The 26,140-nt window shown below is 69.1% G+C and carries 24 protein-coding genes and 1 pseudogene; 7 read left to right on the top strand and 18 right to left on the bottom strand.

Annotation, left to right across the window (positions count from 1 at the left end; all coding sequences use genetic code 11):
- Positions 1 to 60: 60 nt before the first annotated feature.
- Positions 61 to 684 carry a maleylpyruvate isomerase family mycothiol-dependent enzyme gene (locus tag HDA45_RS35580; RefSeq protein ID WP_184902895.1) on the top strand — a complete coding sequence of 208 codons (624 nt, stop codon included), beginning with the start codon at positions 61 to 63 and terminating at the stop codon, positions 682 to 684.
- Positions 685 to 687: 3 nt separating this feature from the next.
- On the opposite strand, the gene HDA45_RS35575 is transcribed toward HDA45_RS35580, so the two are convergent.
- Positions 688 to 1,887 carry an endonuclease/exonuclease/phosphatase family protein gene (locus tag HDA45_RS35575; protein WP_184902893.1) on the bottom strand — a complete coding sequence of 400 codons (1,200 nt, stop codon included), beginning with the start codon at positions 1,885 to 1,887 and terminating at the stop codon, positions 688 to 690.
- Positions 1,888 to 2,023: 136 nt separating this feature from the next.
- Here HDA45_RS35575 and HDA45_RS35570 point away from each other — a divergent pair, with 136 nt between their 5' ends.
- Both HDA45_RS35570 and HDA45_RS35565 read left to right on the top strand, forming a co-directional pair.
- Positions 2,024 to 2,446 (top strand): hypothetical protein, encoded by a 423-nt coding sequence (locus HDA45_RS35570; protein WP_184902891.1) that lies wholly within the window; start codon positions 2,024 to 2,026, stop codon positions 2,444 to 2,446.
- Between the two features lie 17 nt (positions 2,447 to 2,463).
- Positions 2,464 to 3,132: a TetR family transcriptional regulator gene (locus HDA45_RS35565; RefSeq protein ID WP_184902889.1), complete on the top strand. Its 669-nt coding sequence runs from the start codon at positions 2,464 to 2,466 to the stop codon at positions 3,130 to 3,132.
- 89 nt (positions 3,133 to 3,221) lie between these two features.
- On the opposite strand, the gene HDA45_RS35560 is transcribed toward HDA45_RS35565, so the two are convergent.
- The 7 genes from HDA45_RS35560 to HDA45_RS35530 all read right to left on the bottom strand — a co-directional run bounded on the left by HDA45_RS35560 (position 3,222) and on the right by HDA45_RS35530 (position 11,162).
- The gene (locus HDA45_RS35560; RefSeq protein WP_184902887.1) at positions 3,222 to 4,496 is read right to left on the bottom strand and encodes a GrpB family protein; all 1,275 of its coding nucleotides are present in this window, start codon (positions 4,494 to 4,496) and stop codon (positions 3,222 to 3,224) included.
- A gap of 60 nt (positions 4,497 to 4,556) precedes the next feature.
- Positions 4,557 to 5,387, bottom strand: a complete 831-nt coding sequence (locus HDA45_RS35555) for a shikimate dehydrogenase (protein ID WP_343072312.1) — start codon at positions 5,385 to 5,387, stop codon at positions 4,557 to 4,559.
- Between the two features lie 13 nt (positions 5,388 to 5,400).
- A complete protein-coding gene (gene mltG / locus HDA45_RS35550) occupies positions 5,401 to 6,858 on the bottom strand; it encodes an endolytic transglycosylase MltG (RefSeq protein WP_184906363.1) in 1,458 nt (485 codons plus the stop codon).
- A gap of 338 nt (positions 6,859 to 7,196) precedes the next feature.
- Positions 7,197 to 7,625 carry a Holliday junction resolvase RuvX gene (gene ruvX / locus HDA45_RS35545; protein ID WP_378317146.1) on the bottom strand — a complete coding sequence of 143 codons (429 nt, stop codon included), beginning with the start codon at positions 7,623 to 7,625 and terminating at the stop codon, positions 7,197 to 7,199.
- A gap of 67 nt (positions 7,626 to 7,692) precedes the next feature.
- Positions 7,693 to 10,356 (bottom strand): alanine--tRNA ligase, encoded by a 2,664-nt coding sequence (gene alaS, locus HDA45_RS35540; protein WP_184902881.1) that lies wholly within the window; start codon positions 10,354 to 10,356, stop codon positions 7,693 to 7,695.
- A 102-nt stretch (positions 10,357 to 10,458) separates the two neighbouring features.
- A complete protein-coding gene (locus tag HDA45_RS35535; protein ID WP_184902880.1) occupies positions 10,459 to 10,770 on the bottom strand; it encodes a hypothetical protein in 312 nt (103 codons plus the stop codon).
- Complete coding sequence (locus HDA45_RS35530) at positions 10,767 to 11,162, bottom strand: DUF948 domain-containing protein (RefSeq protein WP_101606704.1); 396 nt, start codon at positions 11,160 to 11,162, stop codon at positions 10,767 to 10,769. Before HDA45_RS35530 ends, HDA45_RS35535 begins: the two co-directional genes overlap by 4 nt.
- A 192-nt stretch (positions 11,163 to 11,354) precedes the next feature.
- On the opposite strand from HDA45_RS35530, the gene HDA45_RS35525 reads away from it, so the two are divergent.
- The 4 genes and pseudogenes from HDA45_RS35525 (at position 11,355) to HDA45_RS35515 (ending at position 16,762) form a co-directional block, all read left to right on the top strand.
- The gene (locus HDA45_RS35525) at positions 11,355 to 13,430 is read left to right on the top strand and encodes a phosphocholine-specific phospholipase C (protein WP_184902878.1); all 2,076 of its coding nucleotides are present in this window, start codon (positions 11,355 to 11,357) and stop codon (positions 13,428 to 13,430) included.
- Positions 13,431 to 13,524: 94 nt separating this feature from the next.
- Positions 13,525 to 13,674, top strand: a pseudogene (locus HDA45_RS42920) (VOC family protein); the annotation flags it as partial.
- Entirely contained in the window at positions 13,648 to 14,040 is a 393-nt protein-coding gene (locus HDA45_RS43100; protein ID WP_343072311.1) for a VOC family protein, read from the top strand. The pseudogene HDA45_RS42920 and the gene HDA45_RS43100, both read left to right, overlap by 27 nt.
- A gap of 328 nt (positions 14,041 to 14,368) precedes the next feature.
- A complete protein-coding gene (locus HDA45_RS35515; RefSeq protein ID WP_184902874.1) occupies positions 14,369 to 16,762 on the top strand; it encodes a chitinase C-terminal domain-containing protein in 2,394 nt (797 codons plus the stop codon).
- Between the two features lie 84 nt (positions 16,763 to 16,846).
- On the opposite strand, the gene HDA45_RS35510 is transcribed toward HDA45_RS35515, so the two are convergent.
- The 10 genes from HDA45_RS35510 to HDA45_RS35465 are packed head-to-tail and all read right to left on the bottom strand — an operon-like array spanning position 16,847 to position 26,016.
- The gene (locus HDA45_RS35510) at positions 16,847 to 17,425 is read right to left on the bottom strand and encodes a 1,2-dihydroxy-3-keto-5-methylthiopentene dioxygenase (protein ID WP_184902872.1); all 579 of its coding nucleotides are present in this window, start codon (positions 17,423 to 17,425) and stop codon (positions 16,847 to 16,849) included.
- Positions 17,422 to 18,054: a methylthioribulose 1-phosphate dehydratase gene (gene mtnB, locus HDA45_RS35505; protein WP_184902870.1), complete on the bottom strand. Its 633-nt coding sequence runs from the start codon at positions 18,052 to 18,054 to the stop codon at positions 17,422 to 17,424. Before mtnB ends, HDA45_RS35510 begins: the two co-directional genes overlap by 4 nt.
- The gene (mtnC, locus tag HDA45_RS35500; RefSeq protein WP_184902868.1) at positions 18,051 to 18,767 is read right to left on the bottom strand and encodes an acireductone synthase; all 717 of its coding nucleotides are present in this window, start codon (positions 18,765 to 18,767) and stop codon (positions 18,051 to 18,053) included. Before mtnC ends, mtnB begins: the two co-directional genes overlap by 4 nt.
- Positions 18,764 to 19,774, bottom strand: a complete 1,011-nt coding sequence (locus tag HDA45_RS35495) for a translation initiation factor eIF-2B alpha/beta/delta subunit family protein (RefSeq protein ID WP_184902866.1) — start codon at positions 19,772 to 19,774, stop codon at positions 18,764 to 18,766. The genes mtnC and HDA45_RS35495 overlap by 4 nt, the downstream gene beginning before the upstream one ends.
- Entirely contained in the window at positions 19,774 to 20,904 is a 1,131-nt protein-coding gene (locus HDA45_RS35490; protein WP_184902864.1) for an acyl-CoA dehydrogenase family protein, read from the bottom strand. The genes HDA45_RS35495 and HDA45_RS35490 overlap by 1 nt, the downstream gene beginning before the upstream one ends.
- Positions 20,901 to 21,629 carry a phosphorylase family protein gene (locus HDA45_RS35485; RefSeq protein WP_184902862.1) on the bottom strand — a complete coding sequence of 243 codons (729 nt, stop codon included), beginning with the start codon at positions 21,627 to 21,629 and terminating at the stop codon, positions 20,901 to 20,903. Before HDA45_RS35485 ends, HDA45_RS35490 begins: the two co-directional genes overlap by 4 nt.
- A complete protein-coding gene (locus tag HDA45_RS35480) occupies positions 21,626 to 22,483 on the bottom strand; it encodes an ABC transporter permease (RefSeq protein ID WP_184902861.1) in 858 nt (285 codons plus the stop codon). The genes HDA45_RS35485 and HDA45_RS35480 overlap by 4 nt, the downstream gene beginning before the upstream one ends.
- Entirely contained in the window at positions 22,480 to 23,484 is a 1,005-nt protein-coding gene (locus HDA45_RS35475) for an ABC transporter permease (RefSeq protein WP_184902858.1), read from the bottom strand. The genes HDA45_RS35480 and HDA45_RS35475 overlap by 4 nt, the downstream gene beginning before the upstream one ends.
- A complete protein-coding gene (locus HDA45_RS35470; protein WP_184902856.1) occupies positions 23,481 to 24,998 on the bottom strand; it encodes an ABC transporter ATP-binding protein in 1,518 nt (505 codons plus the stop codon). Before HDA45_RS35470 ends, HDA45_RS35475 begins: the two co-directional genes overlap by 4 nt.
- The gene (locus HDA45_RS35465; RefSeq protein ID WP_246480893.1) at positions 24,979 to 26,016 is read right to left on the bottom strand and encodes a BMP family ABC transporter substrate-binding protein; all 1,038 of its coding nucleotides are present in this window, start codon (positions 26,014 to 26,016) and stop codon (positions 24,979 to 24,981) included. Before HDA45_RS35465 ends, HDA45_RS35470 begins: the two co-directional genes overlap by 20 nt.
- Positions 26,017 to 26,140: the final 124 nt, after the last annotated feature.

The following is a 26,140-nucleotide window of genomic DNA, read 5'->3' as shown; positions in this document are numbered from 1 at the left end:
TGACCAGGCTAAAACAGGCTAGGGTCGGGCGCCGACGGCGGAGAAGGGGAGGAACGGGGCATGGACGAGATCTCGGCCTGGACCAAGGCGGAAAGACTGAGCTTCGCGGAACTGCTGGAGGGACTGGACGAGCAGGACTGGTCGGTGAAGACCCTTTGTCCGGAGTGGACGGTGCACGCGATGGCCGCCCATCTGGCGCAGTCCACCAGGAACAAGCTCCGGGACACCCTCTTCGGCGCCATCAAGGCCAAGGGAAACTGGGACAAGATGAACGTCGACCAGGCCATCGGCTACGCCGCGCGGTTCTCCCCCGCCGAACTCGTCGCCCAGATCCGCGAGGACGCGGCCTCGCCGCGCCGCTCCCCCGGCGCCAAGCCGATCGATCCGCTCGCCGACGTCCTCATCCACGGTCAGGACGTCGCCCGCCCGCTGGGCATCGACAGGCCGATGCCCGAGAAGCCGGTGATCGCGGCGCTGGAGCACCTCCTCGTCAGCCCGTTCTGGGGCGCCCGCAAACGCTGCAAGGAGCTGCGGCTGATCGCCACCGACGCCGAATGGACCGGCGGCGGGGGCACCGAAGAGGTGCGCGGGCCGCTCGCCGACCTGCTTCTCGCGGTGAGCGGCCGGAGCGCCGGGCTGGCCACCTTGACCGGCCCGGGCACCTCCCGGCTCGGCGCGGGCTGACGGCTACCAGCGCGGGACGAAAACGTCGACCCGCACCAGATGATGGTCCGAGGCGTCGTTGAGCCGGGCCAGCGGTGAATCGGGCAGCGGCCAGAAGACCTCGGCGTGCCAGGGGAACAGACCCTTCGACGGCAGGACGTAGTCGATCCGCAGGTTCCCCGGCGCGTTGTCGTTGAAGTCGCCGGTGTCGAAGAACGGGTCGCCCTTCTGGCCGATGTTGGCACCGGCCTGGTCCCGCGCCGCGCGCACCGCGCCGTCACTGCCCGGACGCGTCTCGAGCACGCGAGGCGCGTCCAACAGCCGGGAGATCGCGCCGGGGACGCTGTCGCCGTCGAGCGGGTCGGAGTTGTGGTCGCCCGCGATGACGAACTTCTCGTGCGCGCCCAGCCCGCCGCGACGGCCGCGGTCGTCGTGGATGTAGCGGCTCTTGCCCGGGGTCACGTAGTCGGCCCAGAAGCGGATCTCGTCGTTGTTGCGCGTGCCGTTGCGGTCTTCGGGACCGTCGAAGGTGGGCGGCGTCGGATGGGCGGCCAGGAAGTGCACGGTCGAGCCGCCGACGCGGATCGGGACGTCCCAGTGGGACTTCGACGACAGGCGCAGCACGTCGAGTGCCTGCGGCGAGTACCAGTCGGCCGGCGCCGGAGTCGCCGGGTCGTCCGGGAGCAGCGCGCCCGGCATGTCCTTCCAGAGGAACTTCTGGAACGTCCGCACGCTCCGGGTGTCGATCGGGTACTTGGACAGCACGAGCATGCCGTACTGACCCTCGAAGAGGCCGAAGCCGTGCGCGTCGTTGCCGCCGCCGACCTGGCCGTTGCGATCGAGGTCGAAGCCTGTCGCGACGCCCGTGTTCGACGGCGCGGTGAAGGCGTACGGGTAGTCGATCGGGGCGGCGCCGTTCTGGCCGCGCTCGAGGTAGTTCTCGCGGAACAGGTTCGCGGCGCGGTTGTCCGGCACGTAGTCGAACTCGTTGATCAGCAGCACGTCCGGCCGGTTGCGCTGGATCACCTCGGCGACCTCGTTCGCCTGCGCGTTGCCCGGCTGCGTCAGATCGGTCACGAGCTGCCCGGCCGCCCCGCGGTTGAGCGAAGCGTTGAACGTCGCGAAGCGGACGTTCCGTCCGACACCGGCCTCCGCCGGTGTGGCGGCCAGCAGCGTCCCGGCCAGCACGGCGCCCGAGGTGAGCACGGCGGCGATGCGTTTCACGGTTACCTCCAGAGTCCGGTGCGACCTTACGCATCTTCGGCGGCCACCAGGGTGAGCTTCAGATGAACAGCGCCACTTGAACGCGTTCAAAATCTGGGCTACGGTACTTCTTGAACACGTTCAAAAGGAGGTCCCCATGCAACCCGTAGTCGTGGCCTACGCGCTCTACCTGGCCATCACCGTCCCGCTGACCGTGCTGGTCGCCCGCACGCTGAGCAGGCACGGCAAGACGTTCCTGGAGGATGTCTTCCAGGACAAACAGGCACTGGCGCATTCGGTCAACCAACTGCTCGTCGTCGGGTTCTACCTGGTCAGCCTGGGTTTCGTGACCCTGTTCCTGACCAGCAACGACACCGTGCTCGACGCGCGCGACATCTTCGAGATGCTGTCGGTCAAGGTCGGCACCGTGGCACTCGTGCTCGGCGTGATGCACGTCGGGAACGTGCTGGTGTTCAACGGCATCCGGCGCAAGCACCTGAACAACGCCACCGCACGGCCCGTGGCGACGCCGCCGCCCTACCCCGGTTACCCGGCGCCCGCTCCGCATCCCGCGCCCTGACCGGATAACGTGCAGTGGTGGCGAAGAGTGAGGAAACCAGGTCGCTGATCGTGGCGACCGCGTTGCGGCTGTTCGCGGAGAACGGCTACGACCGCACGACCATGCGGGCCATCGCGACCGAGGCGGGTGTGTCGGTCGGGAACGCTTATTACTACTTCGCCTCGAAAGACCAGCTGATCCAGGGTTTCTACGACGAGATCGCCAACGCGCACCTGACGGCGGCGCGCCAGGGGATCGAAGGTGAGCGGGACTTCAGCGCGCGGCTCAAGACGGTCCTGCTCACCTGGCTCGACGTCGCCGAGCCGTACCACCGCTTCGGCACCCAGCTCTTCGTCAACGCCGCCGACCCGGACTCGCCGCTGAGCCCGTTCAGCGAAGAGTCGTCGCCCGCGCGGGACGCCTCCGTCAGCCTGATGCGTGACGTCATCGCCGATTCCGACGCCAAACTCGATCCGGACCTGCGCGACGACCTGCCCGATCTGCTGTGGCTGTACCAGATGGGGGTCGTGCTGTTCTGGGTCCACGACCGGTCCGGCGGCCAGAAGCGCAGCCGGGTACTCGTGGAACGGACGGTGCCGCTGATCGCGCGGCTGGTGGGGCTTTCGCGGCTGCGGGTGCTGCGGCCGGTCAGCCGGGAGATCGTCTCGCTGATCCGGGACCTTTCGAAGCGGGACGACGCCGCCTGAGGCGCGTTTAGTCCTCTGAATGCTTTCCCAGAAGTCCGTGAAGGCCTCCTTCCCTACCTTGAGGGTAGGGAAGGAGGCCTTCACGGACTTCAGCGTTTAGAGGACTGAACGCGAGCCTCGCGAACGGTGCGGAAGTACAGGAACCGCGGCTTCGTCCGCAGGTTCGCGTACCACCGAGGGTCGGATTCGGCGACCGACTCCTCCGGCATCGGCTCGACCAGCCTGTCGACGGCGAACCCCGCGTCCCGCACCGCGCCGAACGTCCAGCTCAGCGGTCGCCGGTAGAACTGGACCTTCTGCCCCGGCGGGAACTCGTCGTCGAGCAGTTCGAGCTGGAAGTAGTTCTCCTTTTCGAACCAGCGCCAGTCCTCACCGGGATGGTGCACGGAGAACACCAGGAGCCCACCCGGTTTCAGCACCCGCCGGAACTCCGCCAGCGCCGGCGCCCACTCCTTCAGATAGTGCAGCACCAGCGACGCCGTGATGACGTCGATCGAGGCGTCCTCGAGGAACGTGAGCGGCCGCGAAACGTCGGCCGTCTCGAACTTCGCGACGTCCCCGAACTTGTCCCTGGCGACCGCGACCATTCCTTCGCTGGCATCGACGCCGAGGACGTCCGCTCCCTTCGCGGCGAGTAGCGCGCTAAGGTGTCCCGCCGCGCAGCCGACGTCGAGCACCCGCTTGCCCGCCACCTCCCCCGCCAGTTCGACGATGGCGGGGCGGTCGTAGTGGGCGTTGGTGCTGCTGGTTTCGGCGTGCGCCGCGTAAAGCCGGGCGAAACCGTCGTATTGGGCGGCGCGTGCCCGTTCGATGATCTCGTCGATCACCGCGGTCTTGGCGTCCGCGTACTGCTGGATGTACTTCCAGGTGCGCGACGCCAGTTCCCGTTTCTTGGCCTCGTAGAGCTTCAGCTCGTCCTCGTGCGCGATCAGGCGGTCGCGGAAGAGGCGATAACGCTCGGCCTGGCCGTTGTCCGGTGAATAGACGTGCAGGTTGATGTTGGTGTCCGGGCCCTTGAAGCAGCGATGCTTCTCCCAGTCCGGTTCGCGGATGACGAGCCGGTAGCCCTCCGCTTCCAGCTGCGGCAAGTAGGTGTCTTCGTCGTTCGAATCCGCGACGACGAGCATGATGTCGATGATCGGTTTCGCGCAGAGTCCCGGCACCGACGTCGAGCCGACGTGCTCCAGGATCAGCGCGCGTTCCCCCAGGATCCCCCTGATGCGCTTGGCTTCCCGGTCGAACAGTCCGGGCCACGCCGGGTCGTATTCGGCCAGGGTGACGGTGGAATTCAGTACCGGAGCCTGACCGACCCACGCGGTGTCGATGTCTTCTTCGGTGTAGTCGTCTCGATCGGGTTTAGGCATTTGACCCCCTTGTTCCTTCCTCAAGGCAGTCGGCCAGATTATCGAACCCGGGCGATCTTGTCAGCCGATCGGCAGAGAAAGAATCCCGCCGGTCGCCTCGCGCAGCGCGTCCCGCATTTCGGCACGCGGCGCCGGCTGCCCGGTGAAGTATTCGGACTGTCCGAAAGCCTGGTGCAGCAACATGTCCAGTCCGGTGGCCAGCCGCCCGCCCCGGTCGGCGACCGCTTCGGCGAGCGCGGTCGGCCAAGGGTGGTAGATGACGTCGAGGACGCAGCCGATCCCGGCCAGCTCCGTCAGATGCGGCCGGACGGCGTCCGGGGGCACGGTATTCACCAGCACCGCCGAAGCGTGCGCGAGCTTCCCGAAATCGGCGTCGGCCCAGCGAAGGACCTCGACGTCGAGCCCGGCCCGCTGGGCCGCCTCGACGGTTTCCGTCGCCCGCGCGGGATCCCGCACGACGAGCCGGACCGTCCGGACACCGAGCGCGGCCAGCCCGACGACGGCCGCCGCGGCCGTGCCGCCCGCCCCGAGGACGACGGCCGCGTCGTCGGAATCGGGCGAATACTCTCCCGCGATCCGCAACGCCTCGGTGACACCGTCGACATCGGTGCAGTCGGCCAGCCAACCGGTTTCCCGGCGCACCAGCGTGTTCGCCGCGCCCACAGCGGCCGCGCGCGGCGTCACCTCGTCGGCGTACTCCAGCGCGGCCCGTTTCCCGGGCATCGTCACCGAAAGCCCGGTCCACTCCTGGCCGAGACCGTCGACGAACGCGGGTAGCCCGGGACCGTCCATCTCGACGCGATCGTAGGTCCAGCCGTCCAGCCCCAGCGCGCGGAAGGCGGCGCCGTGCAGGACGGGCGAAAGGGAATGTTCGACCGGTTTCCCCAGGATCGCGGCCTTGCGTTTAGTAGACACCGCGCCTCTGTGCGTCCAACTTGGCCTTGTTGTGCTCGTCGTTCGTCGCCGTGAAACAGGAGAGTCCGTTCTTCTCGCATTTGACGAAGAACAGCCATTCCCCCGCCGCCGGCTTCAGCGCGGCCTGGATCGCCTCCGCGCTCGGGACCGCGATCGGCGTCGGGGTCAGGCCGACGAATTTGTAGGTGTTGTAGGCGCCCGCCTTGTCCCGATCTTCGGGTTTGGTCAGCAGGGTCGGCCGGTCGAGGACGTAGTTGATGGTCGAGTCCATCTCGAGCCGCATCTTCTCGTCGATCCGGTTGTAGATGACCCGCGAGATCTTCCCGAAGTCGGCTTTCACCGCCTCGCGTTCGATGATCGAGGCGATGACGAGCGTCTCGTACGGCGTCTTGCCCTCGCCCTTGGACTGCTCGCTCAGTCCCGCGTTGAGGATGCGCTCCGCCGAGGTCTTCACGACGTCGGTGAGCAGTTCCTCCGCCGTCCAGCCGGGTTTGACGTTGAAGATGCCCGGGGCGATGAGACCTTCGAGCCGCCGGTCCTTGTGCTCGGCCTTCGTGGCGGACTCGACGGCCCACGACGGCACGCCCAGCTTCGCCAGATCCGCGTTCTCGATCGTCTTCCGCAGTTCTTCGACCGGGATGCAGGTGCTCGTGCCGTTCAGATCCGCGCAGGAAGCCTTGGACAGCAACGTGTACACCCCGGGCGTCTTCTTGCCGTCGGGCTGGGTGATGTCGTGGAACTGGGTGTACGGCCGGATTTCGACCTGGCCGACCTTCGACGCGGCGGCGGTCATCTTCTCGACCGCGCTGGCACCGGACATCTTCGTCTTCATGACGTAGTAGCCCTGCTGGAGCCGTGAGACGGCGGTGTTGTCCTCGCCCGCCTTCACGAACGCCTTGCCGCTGGCGACGACACCGGCCGCCTGCAGCCGGTTGCCGATCGCCGACGTCGAGTCGCCCTTCTCCACCTGGACCAGGACGTCGCTCTCGCCGGTGCCTTCGTAGTCCTCGTAGCCGAAGATCTCGGTGAAGCCGTAGTACGCGCCACCGGCGAGCAGGACGAGCACGGCCAACGCGGCGACCCAGCCCAGCGCGCGCTTCTTCTTGCGCTTCTTGGGCGGCGGTCCCTGGCGGTCCGGGCGCTCGTCCTCTATGCGTTCGGGCTCGGCGCGATCTTCGTCCTCGAAGCCCTGCTCGTCTTCGTAGTCGTCGTACTCGTCGTAGTCCTCGTACTCGTCGTACGCGTCCTCGCCGAAGATCTCGTCGTATTCTTCTTCGCTGCCCTGACGCGGCGCAGGAGGAGGAGCCGCGCCGGGGCGCCGGGCGATCGGCGCTTCCTGGATCGCGGGGATGATGTCGGTCGGCCGCTCGTCCGGGAGCGGGCCGTCGTCCTCGCGGCGCCTGCGGCGACCGGGACGGGGCGGCTCTTCCTGGGCATACGCGGGCATGCCGAGACCCCGGTCACCCGGCTGGGGGGACCGCCGCTGCGGTGCGGGAGGCGGCGGAGGGGCCGCGGGTTCCGGCGCCCGCCTCGGCGGGGCCGGACGCTGCGCGCGAGGCGGAGGAGGCGGCGGCTCTTCGGGAGCGGCCCGGCGGCGACGCGGCGCCGGCGGGGGGACCTCGTCGGGCTCCTGCCGGACGTGCCGACGACGGGCGACGGGCTCGGCGGGTGGCTGAGGTTCGGGCCGCCGACGAGGCGGGGCCGGGGGCCGGGGGGCCTCCTCGGGTTCCTCCCGCAACCGTCGTCTGCCGCCCTGACGGCGTTCGGGCCGGCCGTGGGGCTCGGTCATGTGTCGCCCTTCCGTGCGCGATGTGCCGCTACCGCGTCGATCCACGCCTGCAGGATCTCGACCGCGGCCGCCTGATCGACGACGGCACGTTGCTTACGTCCCTTCACCCCACGCTGCGACAGCATCCTGGATGCCGTCACCGTGGTCAACCGCTCGTCGGCCAGCCGCACCGGTACCGGAGCGATCCTCGCGGCGACCTTGTCGGCGTAGTCCAGCGCCGCTTCGGCCGCCGGGCCGTGACGGTCTTTGAGCGTCCTCGGCAGGCCGACGACGACTTCGACCACGTCGTGTTCCGTGACGAGTTCGACGAGCTGGTCGACGTCCTTGTCGCCAGTCGCGTCGCGAGTGAGGGTAACGAGCGGGCTGGCGAGGATGGGGTCGGGATCGCTGAGTGCGATCCCGACCCGGACGGATCCGACATCCACGCCAAGCCGCCTGCCGCGCCCCGGATCGGACTCCCCAGGCCGATCCGGGCGCCGCTGGGGGGCGTCGTCAGCCAACTTGGGCGACCGCCGCGCGCAGTGAGGCGATGGCCTGCTCGACACCGGCCGGGTTGGTGCCACCGCCCTGGGCCATATCCGGCTTGCCGCCGCCACGGCCGCCGATCGCCTCGGCGAACGACGGGACGAGCTTGCCCGCGGCGATGCCCTTTTCCTGGGCCGCCTTGGTGGTCGCGACGACGAAGGCGATCTTCTCGCCCTGCGGCGCGAACAGCGCGACGACGCCGGGACGGTTGCCGAGCCTGCCGCGGATGTCCTGGGCCAGCGCGCGCAAACCGTTCGAGTCGACGCCCTCGCCGAGCTTCTCCGCTACGACCGCGACCCCGCCGATGTCCTCGGCCTTGTCCGCGAGCGAGCCCGCCGAACCGAGCACCTGCTGCGTGCGCAGCTGCTCGATCTCCTTCTCGGCGTTCTTGAGCCGGGTGAGCACGTCGTCGATGCGCGAGGGCAGCTGCTCCGACGGCACCTTGAAGGTGTTCGCGAGCTGCGAGACGAGCAGCTGCTCCTTGCGGACGTACTTGAGCGCGTCCGTGCCGACCAGCGCCTCGACGCGGTGCACACCGGAGCCGATGGACGAGTCGCCGACGAGCTTCACCAGGCCGAGCTGGCCGATGCGGTCGACGTGGGTGCCACCGCACAGCTCGCGGGAGTACTCGCCCATGTCGACGACGCGGACGTCGTTGCCGTACTTCTCGCCGAACAGCGCGACCGCGCCCAGTTCGAGGGCCTTGTCCTTCGTGGTGACGAAGGTGTTCACCTCGACGTTGGTCTGGAGGTAGTCGTTGACCTCCTCCTCGACCTCGGTCAGCACGTCGGCCGACACCCCGCCGGAGGTGGTGAAGTCGAACCGCATCCGGCCCGGCGAGTTGAGCGAACCGGCCTGTGCCGCGCGCTTGCCGTACGCGCCGCGCACGGCCGCGTGGACCAGGTGCGTCGCGGAGTGCGAACGCTCGATCGACAGGCGGCGGTGCTGGTCGACCGAACCGGTCAGCGCGCTGCCGAGGCCGACCTCGCCGTCGACGACCTCGACGCGGTGCACGAACAGGCCCGGCACGATCTTCTGCACGTCGTGGACCTTGAGCTCGACGCCGTCGCCGAGCAGGACGCCGGTGTCGGCGACCTGGCCGCCGCTCTCGGCGTAGAACGGCGTGCGGTCCAGGACCAGCTCCGCCTTCTTGCCCGCGCCGACGCTGCGCACTCCGACGCCGTCTTCCAGCAGCGCGACGACCTTCGCCTCGGCCTGCAGATCGCTGTAGCCGAGGAACTCGGTCTCGCCGTGCTGCTCGAGCACCTTGCGGTACTCGGACAGGTCACCGTGGCCGGTCTTGCGCGACGCCGCGTCGGCCTTCGCCCGCTGCCGCTGCTCGTTCATGAGCGTGCGGAAGCCCTCTTCGTCGACGGTCAGGCCCTGCTCGGACGCCATCTCGAGGGTCAGGTCGATCGGGAAGCCGTAGGTGTCGTGCAGCTGGAACGCCTTGTCGCCGGCCAGCAGCGAGCCACCTTCGCGCTTGGTCTCCTCGGCCGCGAGGTCGAAGATGCGCGAACCGCTGGTCAGCGTGGAGAGGAAGGCCTCTTCCTCGACGCGCACGACGTCCTCGATGCGGTCGAAACCGGAGACCAGCTCGGGGTAGGTCGGGCCCATCGTGTCGCGGACGACCGCGGCGAAGGCGGGCAGTACCGGCTCGTGCACGCCGAGCAGGCGCGCGGAGCGGACGATGCGGCGCAGCAGGCGGCGCAGCACGTAGCCGCGGCCGTCGTTGCCGGGGGTGACGCCGTCGCCGATGAGCAGGACGCCGGTGCGGGCGTGGTCGGCGATGACGCGGAAGCGGACGTCGTCGGTGTGGTCGCTGCCGTAGCGGCGGCCGGAGAACTCTTCGGCGCGACCGATCACCGGGCGGACGAGGTCGGTCTCGTAGACGTTCTCGACGCCCTGCAGGATCGTCGCGACCCGCTCGACGCCCATGCCGGTGTCGATGTTCTTCTTCGGCAGCTCGCCGATCGGCTTGTGGCCGTGCTTCGGGCTCTTCTCGCCCCGCACGTCCTGCATGAAGACGAGGTTCCAGATCTCGATGTAGCGGTCCTCGTCGGCGACCGGGCCGCCCTCGCGGCCGTAGTCGGGCCCGCGGTCGTAGTAGATCTCCGAGCAGGGGCCACCGGGACCGGGTACGCCCATGTCCCAGTAGTTGTCCTTGCCGTCACGGGACTGGATGCGCTCTCCGGGCAGGCCCGTGAGCTTCTTCCACAGTCCGGCCGCCTCGGAGTCGTCCTCGTAGACGGTCGCCCAGATGCGGTTCGGGTCGAGGCCGTAGCCGCCTTCGCTCTGGGGCTTGGTGATCAGCTCCCAGGCCGCCTCGATGGCGCCTTCCTTGAAGTAGTCGCCGAAGGAGAAGTTCCCGGCCATCTGGAAGAACGTGTTGTGCCGGGTGGTCTTGCCGACCTCGTCGATGTCCGGCGTGCGGACGCATTTCTGGACGCTGGTCGCGCGCGGGTACGGCGCCGGGGCCTCACCGAGGAAGTACGGCTTGAACTGGACCATGCCGGCGTTGACGAACAGCAGGTTCGGGTCGTCGAGGATCAGGGGCGCGCTCGGCACGCGCGTATGTCCCTTGTTCTCGAAATGGCTCAGGAAGCGCTGGGTGATTTCGTGTGTTTCCACGGGATCGTCCTTGTATACGGGCTCGCGCGAAGGCGCTGGAGGAATGCGGGCAGGCTGGAACGGCGGAGGGCTAGGGCTCTTCTGATCGCGGACGCGACCCGATCAGCCCTCCGCCCGGCGAGCTCGCCGGGCCGGGCGCCGCGGCGACGCCGCGTGCCTGCCCGCAGGGCCTTCGGAGGCCGTGCTCAAACCGGTGCGTTCGGACACCATGTCGTGCAGCTCCTGTTCCCGTTCGCTCATCCCGGCGCGGACCTCCGCGCCGAAAGAACCGACGGCGCCCGCGAGTTCGCGCATGGCGTCGCCCAGGTTCGAGGCTATCCCCGCGGGCGTGGCCTGGCGAGCGGTTTCCGTCGCTTTGCGTGACAGGGCGACGCCCGCGACCACGCCGACACCGAGCCAGAACAGGCGCTTCACTTGCGGCCTCGCTTCGCCGGGCGCGCGGCCTTCGCTTCCGCCTTCTTGCGGCGGGCCTTGATGGCCTTGCTGAGGCCGTACGACAGCGCGGCCGTCTTCACCAGCGGTCCGCCGAGGGTCGCGGTGAACACCGACGTCAGCGCGGACACGTTGCCGGACACGGCCTGAGCGTTGGCCGTGATCCCGTCGACCCGTTCCAGCTGCGTGTTGACGTGCGTGATCGTCTCGTTCGCGCCGATCAGCAACGGGTCGGTGTTCTCATGCGCCTTGCGGATGGCGATCGTGGCCTCGTCCAGGGTCCGGCCGAGCTTGAACAGCACGATCGCCAGCAGCACGACGAGTACGACGAATGCTCCTGCGGCGATCAGCGCGGCGATCTGCCCTGCCGACACGGGCCCTCCTCAAGGGTCTGCGGTCTTGGTGCCCGTGAGGTTACCGCCCCGCCAGCCGTTCGGCGGTGTCACCCCGCCGGACCGTCACTCAGCGCAGCGAGGCGGGGCGGGGAGCGTGGCGAACGACGTTCGCCGCCAGGACGACCTGTTCGGTTCTTGTGCCGTTCACCTCGCTGGGCAAAAGTCGCCCGCATGCCTGAACTGTCACGCCGTACGTTGCTGGGCGCCACCGGCGCCGCGGCCGCCACCACTCTCCTCCCCCCGTCCGTGCACGCCGCCATGGCCGAACCCATGCGCCGCGGCGGACTCGACGCCATCGAGCACGTGATCGTGCTGATGCAGGAGAACCGGTCGTTCGACCACTACTACGGCAGCCTGCGCGGCGTCCGGGGCTTCTCCGACACCCACCCGCTCGAACTGCCTTCGGGCAGATCGGTGTTCGAGCAGCCGAATCCCGCGGGCGGCACGGTGCTGCCGTTCTCCCTGCGCAAGGCGGCCGAACTGGCGGGCCGGAAGCCGGACGACATCCAGTACCTCGGCGATCTCGACCACAGCTGGAACGGCAGCGGCAAGGCGTGGGCGCGCGGCTGGAACAACGGCTGGATCGCGGCGAAGACCCCCGCGACGATGACGTACTACGAGCGCCGCGACATCGCGCTGCAGTACGAACTCGCGGACACGTTCACCATCTGCGACGCCTACCACTGCTCGATCTTCGGCTCGACCAACCCGAACCGGAACTTCCTCTGGACCGGGACCACGGGCTTCGAACCGGGCAGTACGACGAATCGCGCCGTCACGAACGCGGCGTACTCCTACGACCACAAGGGTTACGACTGGACGACCTACCCGGAGCGGCTCGAGGCCGCCGGGGTGCCGTGGCAGATCTACCAGGAGTGGGACAACTTCACCGACAACGCCGTCGAGTACTTCGTGCCGTTCAAGAAGGTCGGCACGAAGATCCTCGCCTCGGTCGAGGAGAAGTTCCGTACCACCGAGGAGTTCTACGACGCGCTGCTCAAGAAGACGCCCGAAGAGCGCACCAAGCTGCTGGCGCAGTTCGACGCCGGTGTCGCGAAGCTGACGCCCGCCGAGCGGAACCTGTTCAAGAAGGCCATGTACCGCAGCGAGCCGGAGACGCTGGTGACCCGGCTGAAGGCGGACATCCAGGCGCGGCGCCTGCCCGCGGTGTCGTGGCTGGTGCCGTCGGCGGTGGACTCCGAGCACCCCGGCGCGTCCACGCCGGTCGGCAGCGCGAACCTGATCTACCGCGTGCTCGACGCCCTCGCGTCCGACCGCGACACGTGGTCGAAAACGGTGCTGCTGATCAACTTCGACGAGAACGACGGCTACTTCGACCACGTCCCGCCGCCGATGCCGCCCGGTGCCGCGGCGAACGACGCCGACCACTTCAACGGTCAGCCGCTCGGTTTCGGCCCGCGCGTGCCGATGACGGTCGTCTCGCCGTGGTCGATCGGCGGCAACGTCGACTCCACCGTGTACGACCACACGTCGGTGCTGCGGTTCCTGGAGCGCTGGACCGGGATCGGCGAGCCGAACATCAGCAAGTGGCGGCGGACCGTCGCGGGCGACCTCACCGGCGCCTTCGACTTCTCGCGCGCCGGACGCCAGCCCCGCGTGACGCGGCCGGGCCCGGTGCCCGCGCCGATCAGCCGGTGGCGGCCGTCCGCGCCGTCGGAGCAGAGCCTGCCCGTGGCCGAACCCGGCAACCGGCCGGCGCGTCCGCTGCCGTACCAGGTCGCGGTGTCCGGTGTCGTGAAGTCCGGTTCCCTCGCGCTGTCGCTGGCGAACAGCGGCTCGGCTTCAGCGCATTTCGCGCTGTACCCGTACAAGGGCGAATTCGCCGAGCCCGCGCATCGCGACGTCCGTGGCGAGGCTCTTGAGGCCGTGAAGCTGACGGGTGACGACTACCGGGTGGTCGTCCAGGGGCCGAACCGGTCGTGGTGGGAACTGCGCGGGAACCGCACGGGCGCGGCGGCCGGAGTCGACGTGCGGACACGGTTCCTGACGTGGCGTTCGGGTGTCGAGTTCAAACTGTCCAACTCGGGCTCGTCGGCGCTCACGCTGCGGCTGTCGTCTTCGCGGTTCACGCGCGTGGTGCGGGTCGGCGCCGGACGTTCGGCCACTGTGGACTGGCCGGTTTCTGGCGGCTGGTACGACGTCAAGGTGACCGCGGACGGCGATCCGTCGTTCCTGCGGACGCTGACGGCGCACGTGGAGAACGGGCGGCCCGGCGTCTCCTGCTGAATGTCCGTGAAGGCCTCCTTCCCTACCCTGAGCGTAGGGAAGGAGGCCTTCACGGACTTAATCGGTTGCGAGTGCGGAACCGAAGACCCGCCAGAACCAGATGCATTTCGACCTGACGAGCGCGTCCCTCGAAGACCAGCGGAACACGGTCGCGAAGGCACTCGAACTCGGCGGCCGCCATGTCGACATCGGCCAGCTCCCCGAGGAAGAACACGTGGTGCTCGCCGACCCCGAAGGCAACGAGTTCTGCGTCATCGAGCCCGGGAACACCTTCCTCGCCGAATGCGGTTTCGTCGGCGCACTCGCGTGCGATGGTTCCCAAGAGGTCGGCTATTTCTGGAGTGAGGCGCTCGACTGGCCGCTGGTCTGGGATCAGGACCAGGAGACCGCGATCCGTTCGCCGCACGGCGGCCCGAAGATCACCTGGGGCGGCCCGCCGTTCGACGCCAAGACCGGGCCGAACCGGCTCCGATTCGCGCTCAGCGGTTCTCTCGCGGAAATCGATCGGCTCGTCTCGCTCGGTGCCGTCCGTCTCGGCACCGGAGAAAATGGCCGGGTGGAGATGGCCGATCCCGACGGAAACGAATTTTCTGTCGTGGTCACTCGCTGACCTCCGCGGCACGGACATCGAACGAAGCGAAAAAGGCGAACCGGTCCGGTTTTACGGCAGCCACGTCCCTGAGGAGGCTGTCGGGGTCATAGCACTCACCAGATGTGGCCGGGAGTATGGCCACCCGCGAACCCTGTTGACAGGCCTGGCTTACGTACCACCGCCCGAATCGCCGTCCGTCTTCGACGAAGACCAGACCTGACGAAGCACAGGTCTGCTCCGCCGTACGGCACAGGATGGAAATTGGTCTACACCTATTGACGCACGCCTGGTCAGCGGCTCAAGCTGCTGAGACCGAGGGCCATCTTCCACTGTCGGAGGTTTCGGCGTGCCAAGGAGAACCAGGAAACTACTCCCCCTGCTGGCGTCGCTCATCGCGCTGGCCGGACTCATGATCGTCGTCATCAGCCCCACCACCTCGAGCGCGGCGGGCCACGAGGACTGCCGTCCCGACGGGCTGTACCGGACACCCGGCGTCGACACCCCGTACTGCACCGTCTACGACACGAACGGCCGGGAATCACTGGGGGAAGGGCATTCCCGCCGCGTGATCGGCTACTTCACCAGCTGGCGCACCGGAAAGAACGGCGCACCGGCGTATCTGGCCAACAACATCCCGTGGACCAAGGTCACCCACCTCAACTACGCGTTCGCACACGTCGACGCGCAGAACAAGGTGTCGGTCGGCGCCCCGGGCCCGAACAACGAGTCCATCGGCATGGAATGGCCGGGCGTGCCCGGCGCGGAGATGGATCCGGCGTTGCCCTACAAGGGACATTTCAATCTGCTGAACAAGTACAAGAAGCAGTACCCGAACGTGAAGACGCTGGTTTCGATCGGCGGCTGGGCCGAGACCGGCGGCTTCCTCAACCCGGACGGCACGCGCAACGCGTCGGGCGGCTTCTACAAGATGACACAAAGCCAAGCGAGCATCGACACCTTCGCTGATTCCGTCGTGAAGTTCCTGCGCGACTACGGATTCAACGGCGCGGACATCGACTACGAGTACGCGACCTCGGCGAACTACGCCGGAAACCCGGACGACTACTGGATCGCGCAGGCCAACCGCGGCACCCTGTGGGCGGGCTACGAGAACCTGATGCGCACGCTGCGCCAGAAGATCGACCAGGCTGGCGCCGCCGACGGCAAGCACTACCTGCTGACCGCGGCCGTCCCCGCGTCCGGCTGGCTGTTGCGCGGCCAGGAGGTCTACGGCGTCACGCAGTATCTCGACTACGCCAACATGATGAGCTACGACCTGCACGGCGCGTGGAACCAGTTCGCCGGGCCGAACGCCGCGCTCTACGACAACGGCAAGGACGCGGAACTCGCGCACTGGCAGGTGTACACGACACCGCAGTACGACGGGCAAGGCTATCTCAACACCGACTGGGCGTATCACTACTTCCGCGGTGCCATGCAGGCGGGCCGGATCAACATCGGCGTCGGGTTCTACACCCGGGGCTGGCAAGGTGTGTCCGGCGGGACGAACGGGTTGTGGGGCACCGCTCCGTTGCCGGATCAGAAACAGTGTCCACCGGGAACCGGATCCCAGGTCGGCTCGACGGTACCGTGCGGCAACGGCGCGATCGGCATCGACAACCTCTGGCACGACATGAGCCTGACGGGCGCCGAGGTACCCGCGGGCGCGAACCCCATGTGGCACGCGAAGAACCTCGAGAACGAGATCACCCCGGACTACCTGGAGAAGTACGGGCTGGACCCGAAGAACAACCCGAAAGACCGGCTCTCCGGCACCTACAACCGGCACTACGACAACAGCATGGTGACGCCGTGGCTGTGGAACAACGACAAGAAGGTGTTCCTGTCCACTGAGGACGAAGAGTCGCTCGCCACGAAGGCCAAGTACGTGGCCGACAAGGGCATCGGCGGCGTCATGATCTGGGAATTGGCGGGCGACTACGCCTTCGACGCCGCCAAGGGCCAGTACTTCATGGGTGACACGCTGATCACGAAGATCAACGACGGCCTGCGCGGCGCGGCCCCGTACGGCGCCTCGAAGTCGTCGCGTCCCGCGCCGTCGTCGGTGCTGAACGCGAACGTCAACCTGACCGGATTCGCGCTGGGCGACGCGAACTACCCGATCACCCCGCGGATGCGTATCACCAACAATTCGACCACCACCATCCCCGGTGGGACGAAGATCGAGTTCGACTACGGCACGAGCGCGCCCGGCAGCATGTCCGACCAGTCCGGTTTCGGCCTGGCGGTCACGAGCAAGGGCCACAGCGGGCCCAACGTCGGCGGGATGAAGGGAGACTTCCAGCATGTCGCGGTGACCGTGCCGACCTGGCAGAACATCGCCCCGGGTGCCACGGTCGAGATCCGGCTGAACTACTACATGCCGATCGCGTCCCCGTCGAACTTCACGTTCACCTTCGGCGGGACGACCTACGCGATCGCGTCGGACAACCCGCGCGGCGGCGGCGCTCCGCCGACGACGACCACCACACCCACCACGACCACCGGGACGACGACCACGACACCCACCACCACGACCAGTCCGACGACGACGCGGACGACCACCACCACCCCGACGACGACCACCACGGCGCCGTCGGACGCCTGGAAGCCCAACACCGACTACGCCACCGGTGCCCGGGTGACCTACAACGGCTCGGCCTACGTCTGCCGTCAGGGCCACCGGTCCCTGCCCGGCTGGGAGCCGCCGAACGTGCCTGCCCTCTGGACCCCCGCCTGACAGACCCGGCAGCGCGCATGAAGGGAGCTTTCCCCGCATCTCATGCGGGGAAAGCTCCCTTCACCTCGTCACAGGCGGGAAGCGTCAGTGGCGCCCAGCGGTCAAAGTGTCGAAGTCCGGGAAGTCCCCCGCCAGCTTGGCACCGGTGAAGTTCCCGACCCACCCACCGTCGTCGTGGAAGAACCGGACCGACACGTAGTCCGGCCGCGTGCCCATGTCGAACCAGTGCGTGGTGTTCGCGGGCACGCTCAGCAGGTCTCCCGCCTCGCACAGCACCGCGTACACCCGTCCGCCGACGTGCAGGTAGAACACGCCGGACCCACGGGCGAAGAAGCGGTCTTCGTCATCGTCGTGGGTGTGCTCGGCGAGGAACTTCTGCCGGGCTTCGGCGGCCTCCGCGGCCCAGCCGGGCTCGTCGGACGGCGTCATGTGGACGGCGTCGACGAAGGTGTACCCCTCGGCCGCCGAGACCTTGCCGATCGGCTCCTCGTAAGCGGCCAGCACCTGCTCCGGCGTCACTTCGCGCGGCAGGTCCGCGACGAGTTCCCACCGATCGAACCGGACGCCGAGCCGTCCCAGTTCCGCGGTGATCACGGCCGGATCCTCGGTCCTGAGCGCGATCTCGCCGGGCCGGTCGTCCGGCCACACGGTCAGCAGGGTCATCGCACTCCCCTTTCTCCAGTGACGAGTCTTGTCTCTACCCGGAACCGGAGCAACCACTCCAAACATTCCAGGCGATGACGCGCGTGGCGCAGGTCATCGCCCCAGACGTAGATCCCGTGCCGCGCGACGATCACCGCCGGCGTGTCCGCCCGGAACCCCGCCTCGAACGCGTCGCCGAGGACGCGCATGTCCTGGCCGTTGGCGATCACCGGAATCGTCACCAGGTCGTCGTGCGCCGCGCGGCCGAAGCCCTTGAGCATCTCCAGGTCCCGCAGTTCGACGCCGTCCGGCCAGTGCTCGGCGGCCACGACCGGCGCGAGCGCGTGCACGTGGATCACCGCACCCGCGCCCGACACGGCCGCGATCCGGGCGTGCAGCCCGGCCTCGGCCGAGGGCACCTTGTCCGGATTCGGCTGGTCGGCCACGGCCAGCCCGTCCTCGCCGACCACCACGACGTCATCGCTGGTCAGCTCGCCTTTGTCCCGTCCGCTGACGGTCACGGCGACCCGCAGCGGATCACGGCCGAGCACCACCGAGAGGTTGCCCGACGTGCCCCGCATCCAGCCGAGCCCGGCGAACCGGGCGGATTCCTCGGCGAGCGCGCGTCCGGCGAGTTCCAAGACACTCATCGAGGAACGACCTTCACCTCGTCGAACGTCCGGATCGTCCGGTGTGCCCCGAAATCCGCGTCGCCGAAAGGTTCGCCGTCGCGCGCGAGGCCGACGGTCTGCCAGCCGTCGGCGACGGCCCCGTCCAGTTCGGCCGGAACGTCGGAGAAGAACACGACGTCGCCCGGCTCGGCCGCCAGCGCCGAAGCGATCGCGCGATACGACGGCGCCTCCCGCTTCGGCCCGGCGTTGACGGTGTCGAAATGCTTCTCGAACAGGCCGGTGACGTCGCCGTCGGTGGTCCGCGAGAACGACGCGACCTGCCCGGCGACCGAGCCGGAGGAGAACACGGCGAGCCGCAGCCCGGACCCGTGCCACGAACGCAGGGCCGGGGCGACGTCGCCGAAGAACTCCGTCGTCAGGTCGCCGTCGGCGTACCCGCGCTGCCAGATGAGGCCTTGCAACGTCTTCAGCGGCGCGATCTTCTGGTCCGCGTCCATCCAGCCGTGCAGCACCCGCACGATGTCCACAGTGGACGCGTCCGCCGGGAGCCCGCCGAGTTCCTTGATCCGGGCGACGGCGCCGGCGACCTCGGGGTCTTCCGGGTGCTCGTCGATCCACGGGCCCAGCCTCGGGCGCGCGTAGTCGTAGAGGGTCACGTGCACGTAGCTGGTGGCCGTCAGCGTGCCCTCGATGTCGAGGACCACCCACCGGGCGGTCAGCGTTGCGGTCACTGGTTCGCTTCCCCTTCTGCGTAGTACTCGCGGAGCCGTCCTGGTTCGAAGGCCCCGCGGTCGGTCACCACCTTGGTCACGAAACGCGGTGGTGTCACGTCGAAAGCCGGGTAGTGCCCACGAACGCGTTCGCTGGCGACACGGTGGCCGAGCGCGCTCAGCACCTCGTCGCCGTCGCGGTACTCGATCGGCACGTCGGCGCCGGTCGGCGCGGCCTGATCCGGCGCCTGGACCATCGCGTGGAACGGCACGCCGAACGCCTCCGCCGCCACCGCAAGCCCCAGGGTGCCGATCTTGTTGACGACGTGGCCGTCCATGGTGACCCGGTCGGCCGCGGTCACCAGCGCGCCGACCTCTCCCGAAGACAGCACGGCCGCACCCATCCCGTCGGTGATCAGCCGGGTGTCGGCGCCCATCTCGGCGAGGGTCTCGGCGGTGAGCCGCGCGCCCTGCAGATACGGCCGGGTTTCCGTGCAGAGGAAGGAGAACTCCTTGCCCTGCCGCCGCGCGGCCAGCACCAGTTCGACCAGGTACAGATCCGCCCAGCAATGCGTCAGCACGGTCGCCTTGTCCGGCACCAGCGCCGCCGTGGCCTCGCCGAGCGCACGGCTGCGCGACCGGTACAGCTCGTCGCCCGCTCGCGCCCCCGCCGTCGCCGCCTCGACCAGGTCGCCCGTCGACTTGTCCACTTCGGATAGAACGGCGGCGACGGCCTTGCGCAGGTGGTTGTTCGTCTTGCGCGTGGCGATGATCCGCTCTCCCACGCGCTCCAGGTACGCGCGGGCGTCGGGGAGCCCGGACGCCTCACGGGCGCCGAGCACCATCGCGCCCAGTGCGGCGAAATACGGCCCGGACGACTGGGTGACCATGTCCTCGATGGCCACCGCGACCTCTTCCGAAGTCCGGCACAGCACCCATTCCCGCGCGAACGGGAAGACACGGCGGTCGAGGATGTGCACGCCGTCGTCGTCGAGGCGGACGCTTTCGGCGAGGATCGGCAGCGTCATCAGCTGTACCCCGAAAGGCACGGCGGGATCCCGTTGAGGAAGTGGTCGCCGACCTCGCGCGCCTTGTAGGTCACCGGATCGTGGAGGGTCAGCGTGCGGGCGTTGCGCCAGAACCGGTCGAAACCGTACTTGGTCGCCGTCGCCCGCGCGCCGGTGAACTCGAAGACCTTGCTCGTGGTTTCGACGGCCGCCCGGCTCGCGACGATCTTCGCCGACGAGATGGCGATCGCCGCTTCGGCGCGCTCGGCCGGAGACAGGTCGAACCCGCGCTCGTCGGCCTCGCCGAGGGCGGCAACCGCGGCGTCGACGGCGAATCCGGCCGCCCGCGCCGTCGCGACCAGCTCGCCGTACCCGGCCAGCGTGTACGGATCCTGCGTCGCTTTGTCCACATCGGACAGTGTCCAGGCCCGCGCGGTCTCGCGCGTGTAGCCCGCGGCGGCGTCGAGCGCGCCGCACGCGAGGCCGACGTAGACCTGCGCGAGCATGAGCTGGAACCCGATCGACGCCAGGGAGACACGGGGCACCTTCGGATCCGACTGGTCCTCGGGCTGGGCACCGAGGACGTCGTCCTTGGTGAGCCGGACGGCCTCGAACCGCACAGCGCCGCTCGCGGTGAGCCGCTGCCCGATGTTGTCCCAGTCACCGGGGAAGGTGATGCCGTCGGCGCGCGCGTCCACGACGAAGGTGAGCTTCTCGCCGTTGTCGGTCCTCGTCGCGCTGACCACCAATCGATCGGCGACGGCCGCGCCGGTGGCGAAGGTCTTGGTGCCCTCGACCGTGAACCCGCCGTCGGCCGGGGTCAGGAGCAGGGCGGCGTCGAGCGGGTTGCTCACACCCGCCCAGAACCAGCCCGGTTCGCTCGCGGCGCGCGGCCCGAAGAGGCCGGTGCGCCACAGTTGCAGGTAGTGGTAGCCGAGCAGATGCCCGACCGACGCGTCCGCGGCGGAGACGATCCGGGTGGCCTGGTTCGCGGCCGCCCAGCCCGCGGTGTCGAGCAGGGGCAGCAGGCCGGACTCGCGCAGCAGGCCGACCTCCTGGACCGGGAGCCGTCCGGCGAGGTCGCGCTCGGCGGCGTCCGCCGCCAGAGTGCCCGCCAGCTCGAGAGCCGCTTTTCGCCACACTTCCGTCATTCCGCCCCTTCCAACTCGACCACGGCGTCGAGGGCGACGCGAGTCGCCCTCGCCACCCCCTCGGCCACGACGTCGCGATGCGGGTCGTAGGCCGACGGGTCGGGATGCTCGGGCCGCGCGTCGCCGTCGATCACGAGCACACCACCGGCCCGCAGGCCACGCAATGCCGCGAACACCAGCAGTGTGGAGAGTTCCATCTCAATGGCGATCACCCGCGCGGCCAGGTAATCGGCCATCGGGAGGGTGAGCACCAGCGGGCTGAACGCGGCCCGCGTCCACACCACGCCGCGATGCGCCTCCGGGGCGGCGCGGCTCAGCGCCACGACGGCCTCCGGGGTGGCGAACGCCGGGTACTCCGGGTGGATCAGCTGCTGGGTGACGCCGTCGTCGCGGACCGCCGCCTCGGCGATGACGAGGTCGCCGTCGATGATCCCGTCGGCCAGCGATCCGGCGGTGCCGAGCCGCAGGAACGTGCGGACGCCCGCCTCGGCCAGCTCGCCGAACTGGCACAACGCGCCGGGCCCGCCGACGCCGTGCGAGGACACGACGACCGGGACGCCCTTCCAGGTGCCGGTGTAGCTGCGGTACTCGCGGTTCTGACCGACGAGGACGGCGTCGTCCAGCATTTCGGCGACCGCTCTCGCGCGGTCCGGGTCGCCCACGACGACGGCGCGCGGCGGCAGTCCGTGCCGGGGGATCTTGGTGATGGGCAGGACGTCGCTCACGCGGGCTGTCCCTTCTTGCGCTTGAAATTGGACAGGAACAGCGCCACGAGCGTGACGACATAGGGCGCGGCATCGGTGGCCTGCTGCGGGAGGCCGATGCCCTGGAGCCGGAAGCCGAACGCCTCCGCGAGGCCGAACAGCAGCGCCGCGAGGAGCACCCCGAGCGGATGCGCGCGACCCAGCATGACCGCGACGACGGCGATCCAGCCCCGGCCGGCGGTCATGTTCTCGGCGAACAGCGTCACCGAGCCGAGCGCCAGTTGCGCGCCGCCGAGACCGCACAGCGCTCCCCCGGCGAGGATCACTCCGTAGCGGTACTTGGTCACGTCGACGCCGAGGCTGGACGCCGCCTCCGGACGTTCGCCGACGCCGCGCAGCCGCAGGCCCCACGGGTGCCGGTAGAGGAGCACCGCGAGCGCGGGCACGGCCAGCCAGGACAGGTAGACCAGCAACGACTGCCCGGGAATCGGGCCGAACTGCCCCAAGCCTCGCAGCGTGGGATCGCTGAACGAGCCCTCGGTGCCGAAGACCGTGCGGATGAGGAAGCTCGTCAGCCCGACCGCGAGCAGGTTGCTCGCGACGCCGAGCACGATCGGATCGCCGTCGAAGGTGATCGACCCGATCGCGAGGATCAGTGAGTACGCCGTCGCCGCGATCACCGCCACGACGACGCCGATCCAGGCGCTGCCGGTGTACCAGCTCCCGGCGACGGCGCCGAAGCAGCCGACCAGGAGCGATCCTTCGAGGGAGATGTTGAAGACCCCGGCCCGCTGGCACAGCGCGCCCGCGAGCGCGGCGAACAGAATGGGTGTCAGCGCGGTGAGCGCCGAGGAGAACAGGCTCGCGTCGATCATGCCCGCCTCGCCTTCCGCTTGAAGACCCCGGAGGTGGCCGCGAGGAAGATGATCAGCACCGCTTGCAGGACCGCGGTCAGCTCGCGCGGGACCTGCGTGGCGCGTTCCATGGCGAACCCGCCGCTGGTCAGCGCCGCGAAGAAGACCGCCGCGAGCAGCGTCCCGAGCGGGCTGGCCCCGGCGAGCAGCGCCGCGAGCAGGCCGATCCAGGTGTACTGCGGCGTGATCAGCGCGCCGTCGATGAACCGGTACGGGAAGCCGAGGACGGCGATCGCGCCGACCAGTCCGGCGGTCCCGCCCGACACGGCCAGCAGCCGCACCGTGAGCTTCGGCCGGTCGATCCCGGCGTAGATGGCGAATCGCGGCGCCCAGCCGGTCACCTTCGTCTCGAAACCGGCGGGCGTGCGAGCGTCGATCACCGCGTAGACCGCGATCACCGCCACCACCAGGAAGATCCCGGTCGTCACGCCGTCGAGTTCGGGCAGCCGTGCGCCTTCGGGCAGCTGCGGGCTTTGCGGCAGGCTGGAACCGGCGTCCTTCACTGGGAATCGCACCAGATACCCCGCGAGCGACATCGCCGGATAGCTCAGCAGCAACGTGCTGATCAGCAGCGGGACACCCAGGCGGTTCTCGCAGACCGCGGCCAGCGCGGCGTACGCGGCTCCGGCGAGAGTGCCCGCGAGCAGTGCCAAAACGACTTTGACCAGCCCAGGACCGGGGACGTACAGCCCGACGGCGAGCGCGCTGATCGCGCCGAGCACGAGTTGCCCCTCACCGCCGAGGTTGACCATGCCCGCGCGCAGCGGGATCGCGAGCGCGGTGGCCATCCCCGCGACGGGGACCGCGTAGGCGAGCGTGTCGCCGATACCGTCGGGACCGAACGCGCCCGAAAGGATCGCGCCATAGGCGGCCAGCGGATCGGTTCCGGTGGCCAGCAACAGGATCGCGCCGAGCACGAGCGCCGCGACGACCGGGACGGCGATGAGGCGGACGCGGGTCATCCGGCACCTCCGGCCATCGCCAGGCCGACCGTGTGCGGATCGGCTTCGTCCTTGGTGAATTCCGCGACGATCCGGCCCTCGAACAGCACCAGCACGCGGTCCGAAAGCGCGAGGATCTCGCTGAGTTCGGCGGAGATCAGCAGGACGGCGTGCCCGGCGTCGCGATGGGCGACGAGCCGGGCGTGGATGTTCTCGATCGCACCGACGTCGACCCCGCGAGTGGGCTGCTCGACCAGCAGGAACGGCGCGCTGTGGGTGAGTTCGCGGCCGAAGATCGCCTTCTGCTGGTTGCCGCCGGACAGCGTGCCCATCGCGGCGGTGGGGCCCGCCCCACGGACGTCATAGGCCTCGATGATCGCCGACGCGTGGTCATCGACCGCCTTACGACGCAAGAATCCCTTGCGCACCAAGGGTCGCTTACGATGGAAGCCGACAGCCAGGTTCTCCCGGAGGCTCGCCGTGGGCGCGGAGCCGACCTCGGCGCGATCTTCGGGAACGTGCGCGAGCCCCGCGTCCCGGCGTGCGCGGACCGACGGGCCGTCGATACTCTGTCCTTTGAGGACGATCTCGCCGCCGGTCTTCAGGAGGCCGGTGATCGCGCCGGACAACTCGGCCTGGCCGTTGCCCGCGACCCCGGCGACGCCGACGATCTCCCCGGCGCGCACGGTCAGGGACACGTTGTCCAGCAAGGGTTTTCCTTCCACGCCGGGAACGGTCAGGGAACGGGCTTCGAGGACGGCGGCGCCAGGAGATCCGGCCGGATGGACGCGGTCGAGGTCGACCTCGCGTCCGGTCATCGCCGCGGCGAGTCCCGCGGCGGTCTGGTCCGCCGTGCGCCCGCGAGCGCTGACGCGGCCGTCCCGCAGCACCGTGACATGGTCGCTGACGGCGAGAACCTCCTGGAGTTTGTGCGATACCAGCAGAATCGTGCGGCCTTCCCCGGCGAGCGTGCGCAGTACGCCGAACAGCCGCTCGGTCTCGGGCGGGGTCAGCACGGCGGTGGGCTCGTCGAGGATCAGGACGGCGGCCTCGCGGTACAGGAGTTTGAGGATCTCGACGCGCTGCCGGAGTCCGACAGGCAGGTCGCGGACGCGGTCACCGGGCCGCAGCCGCAGTTCGTGCCGTTCGATCAGCTCGGTGACGCGGGCCGTCGCCGCCTTGCGGTCCAGCAGGCCGCGCCGGGTGGGTTCACTGCCGAACACGACGTTCTCGGTGACGGTGAGTCCGCCGAACAACGCGAACCCCTGCTGCACCATGCCCACACCGGCGTCGATGGCCTGCGCGGGCGAGCCGAAGGACACTTCCTTGCCGTGCAAGGAGATCGTGCCCTCGTCGGGCCGGTGGAGACCGTAGAGCACGGACATGAGCGTCGACTTGCCCGCGCCGTTCTCACCCATCAGGGCGTGGATCTCGCCCGCGCCGACGTCGAGGTCCACGTGGTCGTTCGCGAGCACTCCAGGGAACCGCTTGACGATCCCCCGGAGTGAGACGGCGTCAGGATTCGGCGGGGTCATCGACGACGATCGCGCCCGAGATGATCTGGTCCCGCAGTTCGCCGACCTTCGCCAGCACGTCGGGATGGCTCGCGACGACACACTGCGACGTCGCGGCGTCCGGCTCGAGCCCGGTCAAGGAGATACCCTTCTCCTTGACACCATAGGACTTCGTCTCGCCGGTCTTGCCGCCGAGGATCGCCTCGACCCCGTCGCCGATGACGACGTTGGTCCGTTTGATGACGTTGTCCACGACCTGCCCGGGGCTGGCCGGGCACTGGTTGGCGTCGACACCGAACGCGAAGAATCCGCCCTGTTTGGCCGCCTCGAAGACACCGAGGTTGCCCGCCGCGGAGGCCGCGCCCATGACGTGGTCGACGCCCTGGCCGGCGAGCGTGGTGGCGAGCGCCTTCGCCCTGGCCGGATCGTTGAACGGATTCGCGCCGCCGATGAACAGCGGAGCGAGCGTGGTGCCGGGCTTGGCCTTCTCCGCGCCCTTGCCGAACGGGATCGAGTACCGGTGGAACTGAGGCGCGTCGAGCACGACGACCGCGCCGACCTTGCCTGTCTTGCTCAGCAGCCCGGCTTCGGCACCGGCGAGGTAGGTGCCCTCGTGCTCGCGGAACACCGCGCAAGTGACGTTCGGGAACGGTTTGGTGGTGCAGGAGTCCACGAACAGGAACTTCTGCTCGGGATTGCGCTCGGCCTCGGCCGCGATCGCGTCGGCGAAGTTGAAGCCGACGGCGACGATCACGGCGGGCTTCTCGCGCACCGCGGCCGCGAGATTCTGCTGGATCGACGCCGGATCGGTACTCTGGAACACCTTCTGCGTCCCGTTGTGCTTCTTGGCCGAGTCCTCGATACCCTGGACGGCGAGCTTGAGGAAGTCGTTGACCCCGACCGGGCTCGGCGTGATCAGGACCAGCGCGGGCCCGGCGGCGTTCTGGGCGGCCGGGTCCTTGACCGAGGCGTTGCACGCGGCGAGGAGCGCGACGGCGGAAACGGCCATGACGGCCCGCAAGAGGGTTCTCGGCGACATGTCCCGGACCTTATGTCGCTCGTCCACGATATGACACCGATTCCTACGATGTGGAACCGTGTAGGTCGTTATACGCCGGGCCGCGCGGGCTCGCGTCGAGGGGTCCTAGCGGTGAGGACCCGTT

It is taken from the genome of Amycolatopsis umgeniensis (assembly GCF_014205155.1).
In the GTDB taxonomy this organism is placed as follows: Bacteria; Actinomycetota; Actinomycetes; order Mycobacteriales; family Pseudonocardiaceae; genus Amycolatopsis; species Amycolatopsis umgeniensis.
This window is presented reverse-complemented; position numbering and strand designations above follow the sequence as displayed.

Coding starts and splice junctions, on each gene's coding strand:
- HDA45_RS35580 (WP_184902895.1), top strand. CDS start 61: ATGGACGAGATCTCGGCCTGGACCAAGGCGGAAAGACTGAGCTTCGCG.
- HDA45_RS35570 (WP_184902891.1), top strand. CDS start 2,024: ATGCAACCCGTAGTCGTGGCCTACGCGCTCTACCTGGCCATCACCGTC.
- HDA45_RS35560 (WP_184902887.1), bottom strand. CDS start 4,496: ATGCCTAAACCCGATCGAGACGACTACACCGAAGAAGACATCGACACC.
- mltG (WP_184906363.1), bottom strand. CDS start 6,858: ATGCCCGCGTATGCCCAGGAAGAGCCGCCCCGTCCCGGTCGCCGCAGG.
- HDA45_RS35525 (WP_184902878.1), top strand. CDS start 11,355: ATGCCTGAACTGTCACGCCGTACGTTGCTGGGCGCCACCGGCGCCGCG.
- HDA45_RS35510 (WP_184902872.1), bottom strand. CDS start 17,425: ATGACCCTGCTGACCGTGTGGCCGGACGACCGGCCCGGCGAGATCGCG.
- mtnB (WP_184902870.1), bottom strand. CDS start 18,054: ATGAGTGTCTTGGAACTCGCCGGACGCGCGCTCGCCGAGGAATCCGCC.
- HDA45_RS35495 (WP_184902866.1), bottom strand. CDS start 19,774: ATGACGCTGCCGATCCTCGCCGAAAGCGTCCGCCTCGACGACGACGGC.
- HDA45_RS35490 (WP_184902864.1), bottom strand. CDS start 20,904: ATGACGGAAGTGTGGCGAAAAGCGGCTCTCGAGCTGGCGGGCACTCTG.
- HDA45_RS35480 (WP_184902861.1), bottom strand. CDS start 22,483: ATGATCGACGCGAGCCTGTTCTCCTCGGCGCTCACCGCGCTGACACCC.
- HDA45_RS35475 (WP_184902858.1), bottom strand. CDS start 23,484: ATGACCCGCGTCCGCCTCATCGCCGTCCCGGTCGTCGCGGCGCTCGTG.
- HDA45_RS35470 (WP_184902856.1), bottom strand. CDS start 24,998: ATGACCCCGCCGAATCCTGACGCCGTCTCACTCCGGGGGATCGTCAAG.
- HDA45_RS35465 (WP_246480893.1), bottom strand. CDS start 26,016: ATGTCGCCGAGAACCCTCTTGCGGGCCGTCATGGCCGTTTCCGCCGTC.